Source organism: Mucilaginibacter sp. Bleaf8 (assembly GCF_018390515.1).
Lineage (GTDB): Bacteria > Bacteroidota > Bacteroidia > Sphingobacteriales > Sphingobacteriaceae > Mucilaginibacter.
On sequence record NZ_JAHBBK010000001.1, the window covers coordinates 839294 to 857072 of the forward strand.

Sequence of the window (17779 nt, forward strand, 5' to 3'; positions counted from 1 at the left end):
TTAAGATAGAATTCGAAATACTGCATCATCCCGGTAGCTTAATAGCTATCGGGATTTTTATTGATGCATTATAACGATAGCATGAATTGCATCTATCGTATCATTTTACAGAGGCAATACATTCACTTTACATTTGCGTCAGTTTTAATTCATAGTTTGTATATATTCATACTTATATGACCAATAATGAACTGGGTACCAAGCCACACTATCCGATATTAGACGGCCTTCGGGGAGTCGCCGCCATTATTGTTGTTACGTTTCACCTGGGCGAGCCGTTATCTACCAGTAATTTAGATAAGCTTGTTAACCATGGTTACCTGGCTGTCGACTTTTTCTTTCTGTTATCAGGTTTTGTAATCGGCTACGCTTATGACGACCGCTGGCGTAAAATGACCATTGGCAGTTTTTTCAAACGCCGTATCGAACGCCTTCTGCCCATGGTGATTTTGGGGATGACCCTCGGGGCTATCGGATTTTACTTTACGGATTCTACGCTATGGCCGCTCATACATACCGTTCCGGTTTGGAAGATGCTATTGGTAATGCTAATTGGTTATACAATTCTTCCAGTGCCTTTATCGCTTGATATACGGGGCTGGGAAGAGATGCACCCCTTGAATAGCGTAGGGTGGTCATTGTTCTTTGAATACATTGCCAATATTCTATATGCTATCTGGATTAGAAAGTTCTCCAAAACGGCATTAAGTATTCTGGTTGGCATTGCTGCTATTGCACTGACACACCTGGCCATTACTAACGGCGATGTTAGCGGCGGCTGGACATTGAATGTGGCACAAGTACGCATTGGGCTAACCCGAACCATGTATCCTTTTTTTGCAGGGCTGTTACTTTCACGTCTAGCCAAACCCACGAAAATTAAGAACGCTTTTTTATGGTGCAGCTTGTTAGTAGCCATCTTACTTTATATGCCCCGCATTGGTGGCGCTGAACATATTTGGATGAACGGCATCTATGAATCTGTTTGCATTATCATCCTTTTTCCGCTTATTATTTACGTTGGTGCCAGCGGCGTAATACAAACGCATACAGAGAACAAGATATGCAAATTTTTAGGTGATATATCCTACCCGCTTTACCTGGTACATTACCCGCTGGTGTATTTTTACGTTGCCTGGATCAGCAATCATAAAGGCATAACCATTGCGCAGGTATGGCCCTATGCTTTAATCATTTTAGCAGGTACAATCCTTTTGGCTTATGCCACTTTAAAATGGTACGATGAGCCGGTTCGCAAGTGGTTGCGGAAAAAGCTGGCTTAGATTGGGGGCATCAGTAAGTGATTATTTTAAACAATTTATCTTATACAGCCGGCTTTGTAATTTCACTTGCAATTAGATAATCCCCGGTTTGTCGACTGGATATCTTCACCAACTTTTTAGATAAAGAGCTATAACAAGAAAGCCCGGATTTGCGATCCGGGCTTTCTTGTTATGATATTTCTATGTTGACATTAGTTACTTTGCCTTCCAGCTGAAAGTCATTTTAACCGGCAGAATATGACCTTCTTTGTCAAAAAACATTTCGTCCAAACATACCACACGGCTATTAGCACCTTTTTGATCTAACGGGCGGCGATGATATACAATATAATATTTATCGTCCTTTTTGGAATGTATAACCGAGTGGTGACCAGCGCCGGTAGCAACCTTTGGATCTTGCTCCAGCACCGTAGACAGGCGGGTGAACGGCCCCATCGGTGAATCGGCCATGGCATAAGCCACTTTATAATCAGGGCCGGTCCAACCGCCTTCAGACCACATGAAGTAATATTTATTACCGCGTCTGAACATGTATGGTCCTTCTACATAATTTTTCGGTGTAATTTCTTTGTACAGGGTACCATCAGGCATAGGTTCAATGCCGCTAAAGTCAGATTTAAGCTTTACCACATTGCAATGGCCCCAGCCACCGTAATACATATAGTACGAGCCGTCTTTATCTTTAAACACATATTGGTCAATCGGCTGTGCGCCGTTTACAATGGTGTCAATAAGCGGATGACCTAATAAATCTTTATAAGGGCCTTCCGGCTTTTTGGCCACGGCTACACCTATACCTCCTACTTCGCCGGGATGAATATCATTAGCTCCAAAGAAAAGGTAAAACCTTTTACCTTTTTGCAAAACAGCAGGGGCCCACATGGCTTTTTTAGCCCACTTAACTGCACTGGTGTCAATAATACGTGGATGTTTTTTCCAGTTCACCAGATCGGTAGACGAAAAGGCATCCATAAATATCTGATCCTCGTACCGGGCAGAGTAAGTTGGGAATATCCAATACGTATTACCGTATTTAATCCCCTCCGGGTCGGCGTACCAGCCGGTTAGCACAGGGTTTTGCTGAGCAAAAGTTTGGGTTGCTGCTAATAACAGCAAAAAGAAAAATATGCGTTTCATTGAGTTAATTAAGGTATCGGTGCAAAAAGAAGGGGCTGACATGCAATGGCGCCAGCCCCTTGGTTAATATTTATCAAGAATCTTATCTATCGCCCAGCTGGGTATAATCACGGCTGGTAGCGCCTACATAAATTTGACGCGGACGACCGATAGGTTCTTTGTTTTCTTTCATTTCTTTCCACTGTGCAATCCATCCAGGTAAACGGCCCAGGGCAAACAACACGGTGAACATTTCGGTTGGGAAACCTAATGCGCGGTAAATAATACCTGAGTAAAAGTCAACGTTAGGATAAAGTTTGCGCTCTACAAAGTAAGGATCTTTCAGGGCAACCTCTTCCAGGCGTTTGGCAATCTCCAGTACTTCATCATTCACCCCTAATTTATCCAGAATATCATCACAAGCTTTTTTGATGATTTTTGCACGAGGATCAAAGTTTTTATATACACGGTGACCGAAGCCCATTAAACGGAACGGATCGTTTTTATCTTTTGCTTTGGCAATCCATTTATCCGTATCGCCACCATCTGCTTTAATTTTTTCAAGCATCTCGATCACAGCCTGGTTAGCACCACCATGCAGCGGGCCCCACAGTGCCGAAATACCTGCCGAAATTGAAGCGTAAATATTGGCATCCGATGAACCTACGATACGTACAGTTGAGGTTGAGCAGTTTTGCTCATGATCGGCGTGTAAAATCAGTAGCTTGTTCATAGCGCTTACTACAACAGGATCAATTTCGTACTCCTCGGTAACCTGGCTAAAGGTCATGTACAGGAAGTTGGTAACGTAGTCGTGTTTATTTTGTGGGTAGTTAACGCGGTGGCCTAATGATTTTTTGTAGATCCAGGATACGATGGTGCTCATTTTAGCAATCAGCTTCACAATCTCCAGGTTGATGATCTCGGTGCTCAATCCCGGTTCTAACGACTCAGGGTTGAAAGCAGCCAGCGCACCAATTAAAGATGAAAGCTGACCCATTGGGTGTGATTTTGACGGAAAGCCGTCAAAAAACTTTTTCATATCCTCGTGCACCAACGTGTGGCGGCTAATCTGATATTCAAAATCTTTCAGCTGATCGGCAGTAGGCAACTCACCGTAAATCAGTAAGTAGGCTACTTCAATAAAGGTTGAATTTTCTGCCAGCTGCTCAATCGGGTAACCGCGATATTTCAATATACCCTGCTCGCCGTCCAAAAACGTGATGGCACTTTTGGTAGCACCAGTGTTTTTATAACCAACATCCAGCGTAATGTAGCCGGTTAGGTCGCGCAGTTTTGATATATCAATTGCTTTTTCGTTTTCTGTACCCTCTATAACAGGTAGATCATACGTTTTATCCCCGATTTTTAATTGTGCTGTTTCAGACATAGAAATAATAGTTGTATCCGCAACAAATGTAATTAAATCTGCCATTAATCATTTGCCGGGATTGTTTTTATAACATGAAGTTTATCATTCATTAATAGTTACTGCGCCTATTTGTTTGCAGATGGTGCAGCTTTGTTGATTTGCTAAATAATATTACGGTTCAATTACTTAATTTCTTCTTTTACTTCGCCACACTCCAGCATATCATCCCCGTAATACGGATTTTTTACCTCTTTTTGTGCCGATAACCAGTAGCCTCCCTTACCCCCACCGGCCATAGGGCAATACTGCACATAAACAGGTGCTTTATTACTTTTGATACCTTTTACCAACGGAATCATATCCTGGCTCAAGGTCATGAAAACGGCGCGTTGCTTTTTAACATCTGCAGTAGCGGCAATTTGCCCGGCCATCTGGGCAGCATCGCTGCAACCGTTTATTTTCGATAACGGCTCAACCAATTGCTTTGCCGATTCCTGGGCGGCCTTGCCATCGGTTTTCACCAAATTATCTTTCAGGTTTAGGTACTGCTGGTAAGCTTTTGCTGTATCGGTTACATGCAATGAGGTGGATGCAACCGCAGTTTTGGCCTGGTTGTGGTTTTGGCAAGCTGCAAAGCCAGCTATAGCTGCCAATAAGCCAATTGCAAATATTTTTTTCATGAACGGAACGGGTTTACTTGGTCTGTTTACGGCGGCAAATTAAAGAAAAAAATATCGATTGCAATTTACTGCACACAAATCACCTCTCCACGCGTTTAATTTAACTAAATTTTCCGTATATTTGCGCCCTGAAATTTTATTTTAACAAAACATGAAATTATCTCAATTTAAATTCAATTTGCCCGATTCACTTGTTGCACACACGCCATCACCTACCCGTGACGAATCGCGCTTAATGGTATTGCACCGCGACTCCGGAAAAATTGAGCACAAGATATTTAAGGATGTTTTGGACTATTTTGACGACAAGGATGTAATGATCCTGAACAACACCAAAGTATTTCCGGCCCGTATGTACGGCAACAAGGAAAAAACCGGTGCTACCATCGAGGTTTTCTTATTACGTGAATTAAATAAAGAACTGCGCCTGTGGGACGTACTGGTTGATCCGGCCCGTAAAATCCGCGTGGGTAACAAATTATACTTTGGCGACGACGATTTACTGGTAGCTGAGGTGGTTGACAATACTACTTCTCGCGGCCGTACTATCCGTTTCCTGTTTGATGGCACCGATGAGGAATTCCGTCGTAACGTGGAAATTTTGGGCGAAACCCCGCTGCCTAAGTACATCAAACGTAAGGCAACTGCCGAAGATAAAGAGCGTTACCAAACTATCTTCGCTAAAAACGAAGGTGCGGTAGCTGCCCCAACCGCAGGTTTACACTTTAGCCGCGAGCTGATGAAACGCCTGGAGCTTAAAGGTGTTGAATTTGCTGAGGTTACCCTGCACGTTGGTTTAGGTACCTTCCGCCAGGTTGAAGTAGAAGATTTGACCAAGCACAAAATGGATTCAGAGCAATTCATTATCGAACAAAGGCAAGCGGATATCGTGAACCGCGCTATTGAGAACAAACGCCGCGTTTGCGCCGTAGGTACTACATCAATGCGTACTATCGAGTCGGCTGTATCGGCCAATAAAACCTTAAAATCGGCTAACGACTGGACCAGCAAGTTCATCTTCCCACCGTACGATTTCAGCATAGCCAACTCCATGATCACCAACTTCCACACGCCAGAATCAACCCTGCTGATGATGATTTGTGCTTTTGGTGGTTACGAGCACGTGATGAATGCTTACGAAGTTGCCGTGAAAGAAAAATACCGTTTCTACAGCTACGGTGATGCTATGTTGCTTATCTAAGTAAGCAGCTTCTTGCCATACACAATAAAAAACGCCGGGGTAGTTACTCCCGGCGTTTTTTATTGCCGTAACTTTTTCCTGATATTTGGAACGATCCATTTTTTATAATTTTGAATACTATCGACACAACTTCACAGCCTAAATCCTACTATGCCATTATTGTAGCCGGAGGCTCGGGTACCCGTATGCAAAGCGCAGTACCCAAGCAGTTTTTGTTGCTGAATGGCAAACCTGTGCTTACGTACACGCTGGAGGCTTTTTATAACAGCAGTAATAGCACGGAGCTGATTGTGGTATTACCCGACAGTTACCACGATTACTGGAAAAGCCTTTGCCAAGAGCATAACTTTAACATACCACATAAATTGGTTAGCGGCGGCCAAACCCGGTTTCATTCGGTAAAAAATGGCCTGGCGCTGGTACCTGATACCGCACTAGTGGCTGTACATGATGCTGTACGCCCTTTGGTAAGCGGCGCTGTAATTGATGAAGCATATCAAGCAGCCGCCGTAACAGGAGCTGTTGTGGTTGCTGTAAAGAGCCGCGACTCGGTAAGGCGTGTTACCGGCAGCAGATCTGAAAGTTTAATACGCGACGAGATTTACCTGGTACAAACACCGCAAACGTTCAAAGCCAATTTACTTAAGCAAGCATATGCACTGCCCTACCAGGATAGCTTTACAGATGATGCCAGCGTAGCCGAAAAAGCCGGACACAGCATTCAAATTGTGGAGGGCAGCCATCAAAACTTTAAAATTACCTTCCCGGAAGATATAGCACTGGCCGAACTGTTACTGCATAAAAAAAGCCGCCTGTAAACAGGCGGCTTAAACTATTGATCAGTTTGTATAAGTTATGCCCTGCGGATAACACCCAACAGGATAGCAATAATTGCAATAACAAGTAAAACGTGGATAATACCGCCATCGCCAAATGAACCTAAGCCATGGAACAGGAATCCAACTACCCATAATATTACTAATACTACTGCGACAAGATACAATAAGCCTCTCATAAGATTGTTTTTTAAAGTTAAAGTAGATAAATGTTTTATTATCTAAGTAAACCCAAAACATCAAAAAGTGTTGGCTATAAATAAAAAAAACCTGCTTATGCAGGTTTTATATCATTTTAATACTCGTCTTCGTTAAAGAAAAAGTCATCCTTGGTAGGATAGTCTGGCCATATTTCTTCAATATTTTCATAAGGCTCACCATCATCCTCCAGCGCTTGCAGGTTCTCAATAACCTCAACAGGAGCGCCCGAACGGATAGCATAGTCAATCAATTCATCTTTGGTAGCAGGCCATGGTGCATCTTCAAGATGAGACGCCAGTTCAAGAGTCCAGTACATACGTTATAATTTAATAGTTTGGGTTAATATCTATTTTTCGCAAAAGTATAATATTTACAAATGATTTATCAAATTTTTTTTTCACATTTTTAAATGCGCGAAATCCATTTGTTTTCGGCTATCTGCTGATCGTGCGCTACTTTACGTGCTAACACAAACAGGTAATCGCTCAATCTGTTCAGGTAAATGATTACTTTTTCATCTACATCGCTTTCCTGGGCCAGCTGTACCACCAGGCGCTCGGCACGGCGGCATACGCATCTGGCCACATGGCAAAATGATATAGCAGTACTACCACCGGGCAATATAAAATGTTTTAGTTCGGGCAAAGTTGTATTCATTACATCCATTTGCTCTTCCAATAAGGTAATATCCCCTTCGGTTATATCCGGGATTATTATCTTTGATTTATCCGGCTCAGCAGCCAGCATAGCACCTATCGTAAACAAACGGTTCTGAATTTGTTTCAGTACGTCTTTGTAAACTGGTTGTATATCCTGATCGGCAATTAAGCCAATGTGTGCATTCAGTTCATCTACCGTACCATAGCTCTCAATCCGGAGATGATATTTAGGCACCCTGCTGCCTCCTATCAATGAGGTTAAGCCTTGGTCGCCGGTTTTGGTATAAATTTTCATTAGGATTGCAAGTAAACAATTTTTAGAATGTTTTGGTACACCATTAATAAATTTTAAATTTTACCGTTCCATATTATATGGCATATTTAAATATCCGCTATACTTCTGCTTATATGATAAAGATCATCAGCTCCCCTATAAAACTCTTAGCCGTAGGCGCGTTAAGCTTATCACTGCTTAGTTTTAGCTGCGGCAACGGCAATACTGGCAAACCCCATGCTAAAATTACAGTTCCTGTAAAAAAAACTGCAGCCGACCTGCTTACGGAGAAGCAATATAACGAACTATTTCCGCAGCATAACGCTTTTTACAGCTATCAGGCATTTATTAAAGCCATTAAGCAACTCAGCAACATCCAGGTTAAGATAACCCGGAGGGCAGTATCCGTGTACCAGATTGTGCGCACGAATAAGTTGACCGGTAAAACGGCCATTGTGCGGCAAGATGTGGATTGGAATGAAGAATGGGCTAAGCAAAAACCAGACAGCACTTTTGTGGTTGATTTTGGCAACTTCTGCTCCGAAAAAGATGTGCTTGCCAACAAAAAAGAGCTGGCAGCCTTTTTTGCTCACATTGCCCATGAAACCCGCCACGGCGAAAACGAAAAGTATGACGACGGCCTGATGCTGATTCACGAGAACAACACCTCGGCACCGTACATAGGCGAAAGTGACGAATACCCACCGGTTGCCGGCAAAAAATATTATGGCCGTGGACCAATGCAATTAAGTTATAACGGCAACTATGGTTATGCTTCGGATTGTATTTTGGGTGATGACAAGATACTGCTGAACAATCCTGACCTGGTAGAAACCGACCCGGTAATTGCTTTTGAAACCGCTATTTACTTTTGGATGATGCCGCAAACCCACAAACCATCGGCACACGATGTAATGATTGGTAAGTGGCAACCCAAAGCCAGCGATAAAGCCAAAGGCCGCACACCCGGCTTCGGTATGACGATCAACATTGTTAACGGCGAGGTGGAATGCAACAAAGGCGAAGACATGTATAACATGAAAGACCGAATTGGTTATTACCAGCACTTTTTAGCCCAACTGGGCATTAAAGACGATAACTGCGCCTGCAGCTGCGGCAAAATGCAACCGTACCTGTATGGGGTGAATGAATAGTAGCCCCTTCCAATCCTCCCCGGCAGGGAGGGCTTTATAAAAATGTCATCTTGAACGATAGTGAGAGATCCTATGCAAGCGATTATGCTTCGTCTAAGATTTCTCACTATCGTTCGAAATGACATTTTTAGTTTTATTGAACCTGTAAATTAAAGCCCTTCCTATCGGGGAGGGTTGAATGGGCTCTACTCCATTACCAGCACCCCATCGGCCATGATCTGTATATCTTTTTTAGGCTGGGTTATTTTGGCAATTTCTTTGTCAGTCTTGCCTGCATCGGCAGCATAATGGCGCAGGCGCTCAACACTGGTTTCGGTGGATTTAGCTTTACCTTCAACCACTACCTTTTTGCCTACAATGTTTTGCGGCATAAAAAAAGCATAATCAGTGAAGCGAACCATCACATGGTTGCCGTCGGCTTGTTTTAGTTTCATAAAACAACCTTTCTTTTTGCATACCTCCACCACTTCGCCGGATACCTTGCCCTGGTAAACCGAATCGGTGCTCAGCGTTTTATTTAAGCTAGTTAAAGTAATGGCTTTGTCGGCCGTAACCGTTTTACCATAAGTTACGCCGGGGGCAGCGGGTGTAATTGTGCTTTGCTGTGCAAAGGTTGCGGTGCTACAAAAAAGGGCTGCAATGAAAAGTACTTTTTTCATGGTGAAGGTTTTTATGTAATTTGAAGATAAATAAATCTTACTTCTTATCAATCACCTTAGCTACTAAAAAGTGCTGCCCATCGTGCTCAGGTGCATTTTGTAAACCTTCCTGGTGGGTAACTTCATGCTTCACTATATCCTCCCGCAATACGTTCACCTCGTTGGTCATGTAAACTAAAGGCTCTACGTTACTGGTATCTACCTCGTTTAGCTTGGCCATAAAGTCGAGTATACGGCTCATGTCTTGTATCAGTTCCTGGCTTTCCTGCTCGGTTACATCGAGGCGGGCCAGGTGGGCTATCTTATTTACAGTATCCTTATCTATTTGCATAGCTTTCCAGTTTTTGGTTAATTAATTCATACACCTGATCGCGCAGGGCATCGGCATCATCAATCGTTAAGTGCGCCGTTTCGATGGGCGCATGTACAAATATATCACAAACACCCGGACGGCTGCCAAGTTCCAGCCCCGTATCCCATAATACCTGCCAGGTATTCAGCGAACTTACCGGAATAATAGGCACCTTATGCTCAATGGCCAAACGAAACGGCCCGTTTTTAAATTCGTAAAGTTTGGGTGGATAATCATCCGGAATTTTGCCTTCCGGAAAAATTATCATGCTCATTCCTTGCTGCAAACGTTCAGCCGCACTTTTGAAGGCCCGGAAGGATGACATTTTGCTATCGCGGTTTACAGGTATATCAATGGTCTGGAAAAACAGCTTGGTTACCGGATTTTTCAGCAGTTCATCTTTACCAATGAAGCAGAAATTATTTTTAACCATCAGGCTCATGGCCGATATATCCAGGTTGGAGGTGTGATTGGGACAGATGATATAAGTACGCTTCCAATCAATAGGTTGCTCGTATTTGAACCGGTAAAATATACCGGATAGAGATGAACTGCAAAAGGCACAAATGCGCCTGAACACGTTCATACGGGCATACCGCCCGGGCTTACGCGAAAAGTAGTACAGGAACGGGTAAAATAAAAAGAAGAAAACAGCCACGCTGTAGCGGTAAAAATGACTGTGCACTTTCTTCAATAGTTTTTTCATCGGCTCCAAAAATATAAAAATTCCGTACTTTCGCGCCATTATGGAAACTGTTGTTAGTGGTATTCGTTCGACCGGAAAACTGCATTTGGGTAACTATTATGGTGCTATCCAAAATTTTATAAAAATGCAGCATGAATACAATTGCTATTTTTTTATTGCCGACCTGCACTCGCTCACTACCCACCCTACTCCTGCTGATTTACACGGCAATGTAAAACAGGTGCTGGTGGAGTATCTGGCAGCAGGCATTGATCCGGAGCGCGCTACCATATATATTCAATCAGACGTTCCGGAAGTAGCAGAGTTATATCTGTACCTGAACATGAACGCTTACCTGGGCGAACTGGAACGTGCCACCTCTTTTAAAGATAAAGTGCGCGCCAACCCCGATAACGTTAATGCCGGCTTGCTTACCTACCCGGTGCTGATGGCAGCCGATATTATCATCCATAAAGCTACCAAAGTACCTGTAGGTAAAGATCAGGAACAACACCTGGAAATGGCCCGTACTTTTGGCAACCGTTTTAACCGCCTGTACAATAACGATTATTTCCCGGAGCCTTATGCTTTTAGCTACGGCAGTAACCTGGTGAAAATTCCCGGCCTGGACGGTAAGGGTAAAATGGGAAAATCTGAAGGTGAAAACAACGCCGTTTACCTGTCAGACTCGCCGGAGGTGATCCGTAAAAAGGTAATGAAAGCGGTTACAGACGGCGGCCCGACAACAGAGAACCAGGAAAAGCCTTCGGAAGTACAAAACCTGTTCGACCTGATGAAAGTCGTATCAACGCCAGATACGCTTCAGCACTTTGACGACCTGTACAACAAATGCCAGATACGCTACGGCGACCTGAAAAAGCAACTGGCGGAAGACATGGTTCTGGCTACTGCACCAATCCGCGAGCGCATCAACGATATAGCCAATGATCAGGATTATTTGCGCAAGGTTGCCCGTTTAGGTGCTGCCAAAGCACGGGAAAGTGCTTCAAAAACGATCCGGGAGGTTCGGGAGATTATCGGTTTCCGGAATTTCTAAGCTCTACCCAAACCTTCATAGGTAGGGAGGGCTTTAAGTAAAACAATTATATATTAGTACATTAAGAATTCCTCTCAACCGGTGAGGATTATTCGCAATAAAATTAACAAGGCGGCGCTCATGAGGGCTACGCCGTTTAGGAGGGCCCATGCATATTGCAATTGTTGGAAATATAGGAGCTGGTAAAACTACCTTAACAGGTTTATTAGCTAAAAATTACGGATGGGAACCGCAATATGAAGCGGTTGATAATAACCCCTATCTGGAGGATTTTTACGGCGACATGAAGCGCTGGAGCTTTAACCTGCAAATATACTTCTTAAATAGTCGTTTCAGGCAGATTACCGATATACAGAACAGCGGGAAAGACGTTATACAGGATCGTACCATTTATGAGGATGCCTACATATTTGCCGAAAACCTGCACGATATGGATCTGATGGACTCACGCGATTATGAAAATTACCAGTCGATTTTTGAAAACATCACCTCTTTCATTAAACCGCCCGATCTGCTGGTTTATTTAAAGGCCTCCATTCCGAAACTGGTAAATAACATTCATCGCCGCGGACGGGAATATGAAATCGGTATCCGGTTGGATTACCTATCAAAACTTAACGAGAAATACGAAAACTGGATTGCCAACTATAAGCTTGGCAAACTGCTAATTGTAGATATGGATAACCTCGACTTCGCCAACAACAGCGAAGATTTAGGTTCTATCATTAACCTGATTGAAGCCGAAATACACGGCCTGTTTTAATGGTTGTGAGTTATAGGTTGTGAGTTGTCAGTATATAGTATTTGATAAGGATCACTCTGACAACTTGCAACTGACAACTCACAACAAAACCCCACAACTCACATGAAGATTCTTGGCATTATACCTGCTCGCTACGCTTCTACCCGCTTTCCGGGTAAGCCATTGGTGGATATTACCGGCAAGGTAATGATACAGCGCGTATATGAACAATGCGTAAAATGCCCCAGTCTGGATGAAGTAATTGTTGCCACCGATGATGAGCGCATACTGAACCACATCCACAGCTTTGGCGGCAAAGCCGTAATGACCTCGGCCGACCATCAAAGCGGTACAGACCGTTGCGCTGAAGTAGCCGCCAATCACCCCGAATATGATGTGGTGATCAATATACAAGGCGATGAACCCTATATTGACCCCGTACAGATAAGCAAAGTAGCCGCCTGCTTTACCAGTAAAGATGTTGAAATAGCCACGCTCATCAAAAAAATCACTCAGCCTGACGATTTGCACAACGCCAACTCGCCCAAAGTAATTATCAATAAACTGGGTGAAGCCATCTACTTCTCGCGTTCGGCCATACCTCACATCCGCGGGCGGGAGCCGGAGCAATGGCTGTCGCATTTCAATTATTTTAAGCACATTGGTATTTATGGTTTCAGGGCCGATGTCTTGCAGCACGTAACCCGCCTGCCCATATCATCGCTCGAAAAAGCCGAAAGCCTGGAGCAGCTACGTTGGATTGAGAACGGCTACCGTATCAAATTAGCCGAAACAGAGCTGGAAACCCAAGCGGTGGATACGCCTGAGGATTTACAAAAATTACCACAATAATTTATTAAACAGGACTTAAACCTATCACACATGCTTAAACTTAAAACTATCGCACTGCTGTTTTTGAGTGCAATAGCCTTTAACGCACATGCACAAAAAACTGGTTACATCATCACCAATAGCGGTGATACTATCAAGTGTAAAGTACGGTATGTAACATTAAGCTCCAATATCCGGTTCAAAACTGATACGATGAAAGAGTATCAGGAAGAAAGCCCGACAACCATAAAGCAGTATTATCGGCAAAAAGACAAATATCCTTATCGATCGGTAGTATTGCCGGGTAAGAAAGATCCACGATTTGTTAGTGTAATTGAAGATGGTAACATCTCTATTTATGAACAGGCATCTAAACAGGTTATGAGCTCATTCAACCCTGCCGGTGGTATGTTTACGCCGTATAGCAGTAATGTAACTTTTTGGTATATGCAAAAAGGTGATGGTCCGGTTTTAAAAATAAAAACCAATCAACTAATTAACTTTAGAAGCAAGAAAGACCGGAAATCGGATTTTGAAGCCATGATTGCCGACAAACCGGAAGTATTAAAGCTATATGAGAGTGCGGACAGTTTTAGCTTTGATTTACTCAAAGATATAGTTCATTACTATAATACTGGCGAAGCTCCCAAACCTAAAGTTACCGAACCGGCCGAACCAGCCGTGGAGCCGGTTACAGAAGGCAACTAAAACCATCTGTTTCATCATCAGTTATGTGTTAAGTAAACTGATGATGAAACACCGATATACACTACCCTATACATACCTACTTGCCGTTTGCTGCATGCTTGTAAGTGCTTGTAGCAAAAACGGCCCGATGTCGCTCTTTAAAAAGCTTTCGCCGCATGATGCTTATGCCCAACGCCTAAAAGATGCCGGGCTTGACCGTACTGCTATGGGTGGCGCCTGGCTGCAAAGCAGCAATGCCAGCATCAACCGGGCGTTAAGCATTAACATCCCCTATAAAGAAACCGGCTATTTTGCTGCAGAAAAAACACAGGCCACCGCCCTGCGCTTCGATGCACAACGCGGGCAAAAGCTGCACATCGCTGTTTTAAAACGACCGCAGGTTGCTTTTGATATCTATATAGATTTATTGCAGGAGTTGAGCGCGACTGAACGAAAGCTTATAGCTTCGGTAGATACCACAGGTACAGGTATAGAATATGAAGTGAAGCAAACCGGAAGGTATATATTACGCCTGCAGCCCGAGTTATTACGGGGTGGCGAATATACGCTTACTATCACGGCAGGCCCATCGCTCAACTTCCCCGTATCATCAACAGGTAAACCTAACATAGGCAGCTTTTGGGGTGATGGCCGGGATGAGGGCGCACGCCGGCATGAAGGTGTTGATATTTTTGCCAGCAAGCATACGCCCGCCCTTGCTGCGGCTGATGGCATAGTAACCAATGTTACCGAAAATAAACTGGGTGGCCTGGTGGTATTTCTGCACCCTAATGATGCCGACTATACGTTGTACTATGCCCACCTCGATAAACAATTAGTGCAGAACGGACAGGCCGTACACACCGGCGATACGGTTGGGCTGGTAGGCAACACAGGTAATGCACGCACTACCCCACCGCACCTGCACTTTGGTATTTATGCTAATGGTGGTGCAATAAATCCGCTGCCGTTTGTAAACCGGGAGATCAAAGCACCGAAGCCCATCAGTGCCCCGCTCCAATTACTTAACGCAACCGCCCGCACCACAGGCCGCAGCAAACTTTATGCAGAAGCTTCGGAAAAAGCGGTAGTACGAGAAAACCTGCCTGTGAGCACTGCACTTACTGTTGAAGCCGCGACGGATGGCTGGTACAAAGCTGCCTTACCTAACGGTACGCAGGGCTACATTAGCAGCCGTGATGTAGCTTTAGCTGGCAACCTGCGTAAATTGACTTTAAAAAGCGCACAGCCGTTATGGGACGCGCCCGACACCACCAATGCCGCAAGGAAAACCATCCTGTCAGCTGGCGATCAGGTAAACATTAAAGCAGCGTTTAAGAATTATTTCCTGGTGATTGACGACAACGACAATACCGGTTGGATTCCGGCTTCCCGTTGAGCTTCATTCTGCTTCACCCGCTAACGGGTTCTATAAAGAGCTGTTTATAATGCGGAAACTGCTGTTGTATACCAGCTCTTACCAGTTCAATATCGCTGGCCAGCTGCTCGCTGCTAATGTTTGGTTTGAAATGCATTTTAAGCACTAAAATAATTTCCTCGGGTGCCAGGTACATGGATAAGCATTGGGCTACTTTTTCTACATGCTGGTTCTGTAGGGCTATGGCCGTTACCTGTTTCAGTTCGTCGGCATCGGCGCTCTCACCCATCAGCAGGCTGCGGCTCTCGCGTACCAGCAAAATAGCTACCACGGTAAGCAGCAAGCCTATCATTACGGATGCAATACCATCAATGTAAGGATTATGCAGCAATTGGCCTAACAGGATGCCGGTAAAGGCTATCAATATACCGATCACATCGGCTGCATCTTCAAACAAAACCACAAAGGTAGATGGATCTTTACTTTGGTGCACCGCCTGCCAGAAAGGTGTGCTTCCCCGCTGGCGGTTAAACTCGCGGATGGCGGTTATGAACGAAAAGCCATCGAATAAAAACGCAATGCCTAATACTACATAATTCCACATGGGGTTCTTAACCTCCTCGGGGTGCATTAAGTGCTCAATACCCTCATACACCGAAAAGCCGCCGCCCAGCGCAAAAAACAACAGCGATACCACAAACGACCAAAAATACAGCTCCTTACCATAACCAAACGGCCTTTGGGCATCGGCCGGCTGCTGGCTTTTACGTATTCCTAACAGCAGTAGTACCTCATTACTGGTATCCACCAGCGAGTGAATACCTTCGGATACCATAGCCGAACTTCCGGTAAAAACTGCGGCAACTATTTTGGTGATGGCTATAGCCAGGTTTGCGGCAAATGCCGTATAGATGGGTGTTTTTGATGCAGGCATGTATACTATTTGCTTGCTTAACAAGCTTTATAGCTTATAGGTTTGCCGGTAGGCAATCATAATTATTATACGGTTGCAGCTATAAATGATGCGCAACTCCAAAAATGCCTGCCACCTGTAACAAAAAAGCCCACCGTTATGCACGGCGGGCTTTCCCTATTTAAATATCTGGATTAGTCTTTCTCAATATCCAGTTTACCTTCAATCGAATCGTCGAGGGTTTTGCCGATAACGGCACCAGCGGCTTGTTTAATAAGCGCTACTGCGTTGCCGTGTTTGGTATCCCAGTAGTAACCTTCGGTTGGCTCTACTTTAATTACGGTAATACGCGGATCATCCACACCTTCGGTGAACCATGTTTTCAGGATGGGCTCCCATAGTTCTTTGATCTTTTCTTTATCCTTGCTCACTTCGGCAATACCGTAAATGTTCAGGAAATCGGAATGGGCCGAACCCTGGAACAGCAGGTGCACAAATGGATCCTGACTGATCTCGTCGTTCTTGTGGCTATCATCGGCACTCAGGAACCAGAAGAAACCGTCATCATCTACTTTTTGTACCGACATTGGGCGGGTTGAAAACGGAACGCCGGTTTTAATATTGGAGCAAAAAAAGCAGGTTTCGGCTTTTTTTACCAGTTCTCTTACTTTGTCTAAAGCTTCAGTACCTGACAGATCTTTGTAATTCTCCTCAGGCTGCTGTTGGTTGATGCTATCCATAATTATATATTTTTTATCGGTAAATGTATTGTATAAACCAGTCAGCAGCCGTTTTGTGTGCAGCAGTTTTCAATTTGCTTTAAGGAGCCAGGACAGGTGGTGGATAGGAAAGTAAGCCCGAATTTCGGGAAAGCAGAGGGATTAATAACCCGGTTAGGCATAACGTACAGCGGGCCTGTGCCGGGTGTACCACTTTTGAAGTGGTACAAAGCGGAACAAACCGGTACACAGCGGAACAGGTGGTACACTTTGGTACACCTAAAACGCCGTTTGCAGCTCGTAGAGGCTGTTTGAAAAAAGTGGTACAGTGTGGAACACCCGGTACAGTTTGGTACAGGTATTTATACTCGTGACACGATCTTGTCAGTACTTTTTGTGCTTACGATATAAGCAGAAAGCGTGTGGGACTTGAGGGAATTACTTTTGTATAAAATTTAACCATTAGCAACATAATACATGTTGTATATATTAAAATATTATTTACTCCTAAGCAATGTTAATAAATACAACTATTTGTTAATAAGTATATTATACAATATAATTTATTGATTTATAAATTTATGATTCTAATCTAAATATTATGACACACGCAAATCATGAAATATTTATTGCCTCAATTCATTCTAAAAACCATTTAACAATTTGCTTTGATTCTATAGAAAAAGGCACAATTACCAGAACTTGTATACCTTTTGATTATGCTGTAAGCAAAAGGTACAAAGATGGTGCTTACCGCTATCATTTCTACGACTTAGATAGCCCTGAAGGGTCTCATACTCTATCTATATTACCCCAACAAATTATTACTATAGATCTAATGCCCGCGAAATTTGAACCGGCGGACTATATTAGATGGATTCCAAAGTGGAATATAGCAAGGAATTGGGGTGTTTATTCATAAAGATATCATGTTAAGTTATATTATACATTCTGTAAACAATTACTGTACTTAAACACCT

21 protein-coding genes are annotated in these 17779 nt (G+C 43.7%); 10 read left to right on the top strand and 11 right to left on the bottom strand.

Annotation, left to right across the window (positions count from 1 at the left end; all coding sequences use genetic code 11):
- Positions 1–176: 176 nt before the first annotated feature.
- The gene (locus KHS38_RS03655; RefSeq protein ID WP_213487156.1) at positions 177–1283 is read left to right on the top strand and encodes an acyltransferase family protein; all 1107 of its coding nucleotides are present in this window, start codon (positions 177–179) and stop codon (positions 1281–1283) included.
- A 195-nt stretch (positions 1284–1478) separates the two neighbouring features.
- On the opposite strand, the gene KHS38_RS03660 is transcribed toward KHS38_RS03655, so the two are convergent.
- From KHS38_RS03660 to KHS38_RS03670, 3 genes are all read right to left on the bottom strand, one after another.
- Positions 1479–2420, bottom strand: coding sequence for a glycoside hydrolase family 43 protein (locus tag KHS38_RS03660; protein ID WP_213487157.1), 942 nt, complete (start codon positions 2418–2420; stop codon positions 1479–1481).
- An 82-nt stretch (positions 2421–2502) separates the two neighbouring features.
- Positions 2503–3789 (bottom strand): citrate synthase, encoded by a 1287-nt coding sequence (locus KHS38_RS03665; RefSeq protein ID WP_213487158.1) that lies wholly within the window; start codon positions 3787–3789, stop codon positions 2503–2505.
- 164 nt (positions 3790–3953) lie between these two features.
- Positions 3954–4451 carry a DUF3347 domain-containing protein gene (locus KHS38_RS03670; protein ID WP_213487159.1) on the bottom strand — a complete coding sequence of 166 codons (498 nt, stop codon included), beginning with the start codon at positions 4449–4451 and terminating at the stop codon, positions 3954–3956.
- 151 nt (positions 4452–4602) lie between these two features.
- On the opposite strand from KHS38_RS03670, the gene queA reads away from it, so the two are divergent.
- The gene (gene queA, locus KHS38_RS03675) at positions 4603–5652 is read left to right on the top strand and encodes a tRNA preQ1(34) S-adenosylmethionine ribosyltransferase-isomerase QueA (protein WP_213487160.1); all 1050 of its coding nucleotides are present in this window, start codon (positions 4603–4605) and stop codon (positions 5650–5652) included.
- 110 nt (positions 5653–5762) lie between these two features.
- Positions 5763–6470: a 2-C-methyl-D-erythritol 4-phosphate cytidylyltransferase gene (locus tag KHS38_RS03680; RefSeq protein ID WP_249665263.1), complete on the top strand. Its 708-nt coding sequence runs from the start codon at positions 5763–5765 to the stop codon at positions 6468–6470.
- A gap of 35 nt (positions 6471–6505) precedes the next feature.
- Here KHS38_RS03680 and KHS38_RS03685 read toward each other — a convergent pair whose 3' ends face one another.
- The 3 genes from KHS38_RS03685 to KHS38_RS03695 form a co-directional block, all read right to left on the bottom strand.
- Positions 6506–6667 carry a lmo0937 family membrane protein gene (locus tag KHS38_RS03685; protein WP_213487161.1) on the bottom strand — a complete coding sequence of 54 codons (162 nt, stop codon included), beginning with the start codon at positions 6665–6667 and terminating at the stop codon, positions 6506–6508.
- Positions 6668–6783: 116 nt separating this feature from the next.
- The gene (locus KHS38_RS03690) at positions 6784–7005 is read right to left on the bottom strand and encodes a DUF2795 domain-containing protein (RefSeq protein WP_002996718.1); all 222 of its coding nucleotides are present in this window, start codon (positions 7003–7005) and stop codon (positions 6784–6786) included.
- Positions 7006–7094: 89 nt separating this feature from the next.
- Positions 7095–7643 (bottom strand): cob(I)yrinic acid a,c-diamide adenosyltransferase, encoded by a 549-nt coding sequence (locus KHS38_RS03695; RefSeq protein WP_213487162.1) that lies wholly within the window; start codon positions 7641–7643, stop codon positions 7095–7097.
- A 113-nt stretch (positions 7644–7756) separates the two neighbouring features.
- Between KHS38_RS03695 and KHS38_RS03700 the strand changes: the two genes are divergently transcribed.
- Positions 7757–8776 (top strand): chitinase, encoded by a 1020-nt coding sequence (locus KHS38_RS03700; RefSeq protein WP_213487163.1) that lies wholly within the window; start codon positions 7757–7759, stop codon positions 8774–8776.
- A 185-nt stretch (positions 8777–8961) separates the two neighbouring features.
- Here KHS38_RS03700 and KHS38_RS03705 read toward each other — a convergent pair whose 3' ends face one another.
- From KHS38_RS03705 to KHS38_RS03715, 3 genes are read right to left on the bottom strand one after another with little or no spacing between them, the layout of a single operon-like run.
- Complete coding sequence (locus tag KHS38_RS03705) at positions 8962–9435, bottom strand: DUF4920 domain-containing protein (protein WP_213487164.1); 474 nt, start codon at positions 9433–9435, stop codon at positions 8962–8964.
- 37 nt (positions 9436–9472) lie between these two features.
- The gene (gene gatC, locus KHS38_RS03710) at positions 9473–9766 is read right to left on the bottom strand and encodes an Asp-tRNA(Asn)/Glu-tRNA(Gln) amidotransferase subunit GatC (protein WP_213487165.1); all 294 of its coding nucleotides are present in this window, start codon (positions 9764–9766) and stop codon (positions 9473–9475) included.
- Positions 9753–10493, bottom strand: coding sequence for a lysophospholipid acyltransferase family protein (locus KHS38_RS03715; protein WP_213487166.1), 741 nt, complete (start codon positions 10491–10493; stop codon positions 9753–9755). The genes gatC and KHS38_RS03715 overlap by 14 nt, the downstream gene beginning before the upstream one ends.
- Before the next feature lie 40 nt (positions 10494–10533).
- Between KHS38_RS03715 and trpS the strand changes: the two genes are divergently transcribed.
- The 5 genes from trpS (at position 10534) to KHS38_RS03740 (ending at position 15188) form a co-directional block, all read left to right on the top strand.
- The gene (gene trpS, locus KHS38_RS03720) at positions 10534–11529 is read left to right on the top strand and encodes a tryptophan--tRNA ligase (protein WP_213487167.1); all 996 of its coding nucleotides are present in this window, start codon (positions 10534–10536) and stop codon (positions 11527–11529) included.
- Between the two features lie 148 nt (positions 11530–11677).
- Positions 11678–12292 (top strand): deoxynucleoside kinase, encoded by a 615-nt coding sequence (locus KHS38_RS03725; RefSeq protein WP_213487168.1) that lies wholly within the window; start codon positions 11678–11680, stop codon positions 12290–12292.
- A gap of 102 nt (positions 12293–12394) precedes the next feature.
- Positions 12395–13123, top strand: coding sequence for a 3-deoxy-manno-octulosonate cytidylyltransferase (gene kdsB, locus KHS38_RS03730; protein WP_213487169.1), 729 nt, complete (start codon positions 12395–12397; stop codon positions 13121–13123).
- A 30-nt stretch (positions 13124–13153) separates the two neighbouring features.
- Positions 13154–13810: a hypothetical protein gene (locus tag KHS38_RS03735; RefSeq protein ID WP_213487170.1), complete on the top strand. Its 657-nt coding sequence runs from the start codon at positions 13154–13156 to the stop codon at positions 13808–13810.
- 127 nt (positions 13811–13937) lie between these two features.
- A complete protein-coding gene (locus tag KHS38_RS03740; protein WP_213487171.1) occupies positions 13938–15188 on the top strand; it encodes a M23 family metallopeptidase in 1251 nt (416 codons plus the stop codon).
- 13 nt (positions 15189–15201) lie between these two features.
- Here KHS38_RS03740 and KHS38_RS03745 read toward each other — a convergent pair whose 3' ends face one another.
- Together KHS38_RS03745 and KHS38_RS03750 are read right to left on the bottom strand one after the other, a co-directional pair.
- The gene (locus KHS38_RS03745; protein ID WP_213487172.1) at positions 15202–16101 is read right to left on the bottom strand and encodes a cation diffusion facilitator family transporter; all 900 of its coding nucleotides are present in this window, start codon (positions 16099–16101) and stop codon (positions 15202–15204) included.
- Between the two features lie 173 nt (positions 16102–16274).
- Positions 16275–16820, bottom strand: coding sequence for a pyridoxamine 5'-phosphate oxidase family protein (locus KHS38_RS03750; RefSeq protein ID WP_213487173.1), 546 nt, complete (start codon positions 16818–16820; stop codon positions 16275–16277).
- Positions 16821–17400: 580 nt separating this feature from the next.
- Between KHS38_RS03750 and KHS38_RS03755 the strand changes: the two genes are divergently transcribed.
- A complete protein-coding gene (locus KHS38_RS03755; RefSeq protein WP_213487174.1) occupies positions 17401–17721 on the top strand; it encodes a hypothetical protein in 321 nt (106 codons plus the stop codon).
- Positions 17722–17779: the final 58 nt, after the last annotated feature.

Excerpts from the sequence above, each read along its gene's own strand:
- KHS38_RS03655 (WP_213487156.1), top strand. The coding sequence starts at position 177 with ATGACCAATAATGAACTGGGTACCAAGCCACACTATCCGATATTAGAC.
- KHS38_RS03750 (WP_213487173.1), bottom strand. The coding sequence starts at position 16,820 with ATGGATAGCATCAACCAACAGCAGCCTGAGGAGAATTACAAAGATCTG.
- KHS38_RS03755 (WP_213487174.1), top strand. The coding sequence starts at position 17,401 with ATGACACACGCAAATCATGAAATATTTATTGCCTCAATTCATTCTAAA.
- KHS38_RS03685 (WP_213487161.1), bottom strand. The coding sequence starts at position 6,667 with ATGAGAGGCTTATTGTATCTTGTCGCAGTAGTATTAGTAATATTATGG.
- KHS38_RS03670 (WP_213487159.1), bottom strand. The coding sequence starts at position 4,451 with ATGAAAAAAATATTTGCAATTGGCTTATTGGCAGCTATAGCTGGCTTT.
- KHS38_RS03745 (WP_213487172.1), bottom strand. The coding sequence starts at position 16,101 with ATGCCTGCATCAAAAACACCCATCTATACGGCATTTGCCGCAAACCTG.
- KHS38_RS03660 (WP_213487157.1), bottom strand. The coding sequence starts at position 2,420 with ATGAAACGCATATTTTTCTTTTTGCTGTTATTAGCAGCAACCCAAACT.
- trpS (WP_213487167.1), top strand. The coding sequence starts at position 10,534 with ATGGAAACTGTTGTTAGTGGTATTCGTTCGACCGGAAAACTGCATTTG.
- KHS38_RS03695 (WP_213487162.1), bottom strand. The coding sequence starts at position 7,643 with ATGAAAATTTATACCAAAACCGGCGACCAAGGCTTAACCTCATTGATA.
- KHS38_RS03690 (WP_002996718.1), bottom strand. The coding sequence starts at position 7,005 with ATGTACTGGACTCTTGAACTGGCGTCTCATCTTGAAGATGCACCATGG.
- KHS38_RS03725 (WP_213487168.1), top strand. The coding sequence starts at position 11,678 with ATGCATATTGCAATTGTTGGAAATATAGGAGCTGGTAAAACTACCTTA.
- KHS38_RS03740 (WP_213487171.1), top strand. The coding sequence starts at position 13,938 with ATGTCGCTCTTTAAAAAGCTTTCGCCGCATGATGCTTATGCCCAACGC.
- KHS38_RS03700 (WP_213487163.1), top strand. The coding sequence starts at position 7,757 with ATGATAAAGATCATCAGCTCCCCTATAAAACTCTTAGCCGTAGGCGCG.
- KHS38_RS03735 (WP_213487170.1), top strand. The coding sequence starts at position 13,154 with ATGCTTAAACTTAAAACTATCGCACTGCTGTTTTTGAGTGCAATAGCC.
- kdsB (WP_213487169.1), top strand. The coding sequence starts at position 12,395 with ATGAAGATTCTTGGCATTATACCTGCTCGCTACGCTTCTACCCGCTTT.
- gatC (WP_213487165.1), bottom strand. The coding sequence starts at position 9,766 with ATGCAAATAGATAAGGATACTGTAAATAAGATAGCCCACCTGGCCCGC.
- KHS38_RS03705 (WP_213487164.1), bottom strand. The coding sequence starts at position 9,435 with ATGAAAAAAGTACTTTTCATTGCAGCCCTTTTTTGTAGCACCGCAACC.
- KHS38_RS03665 (WP_213487158.1), bottom strand. The coding sequence starts at position 3,789 with ATGTCTGAAACAGCACAATTAAAAATCGGGGATAAAACGTATGATCTA.
- KHS38_RS03715 (WP_213487166.1), bottom strand. The coding sequence starts at position 10,493 with ATGAAAAAACTATTGAAGAAAGTGCACAGTCATTTTTACCGCTACAGC.
- queA (WP_213487160.1), top strand. The coding sequence starts at position 4,603 with ATGAAATTATCTCAATTTAAATTCAATTTGCCCGATTCACTTGTTGCA.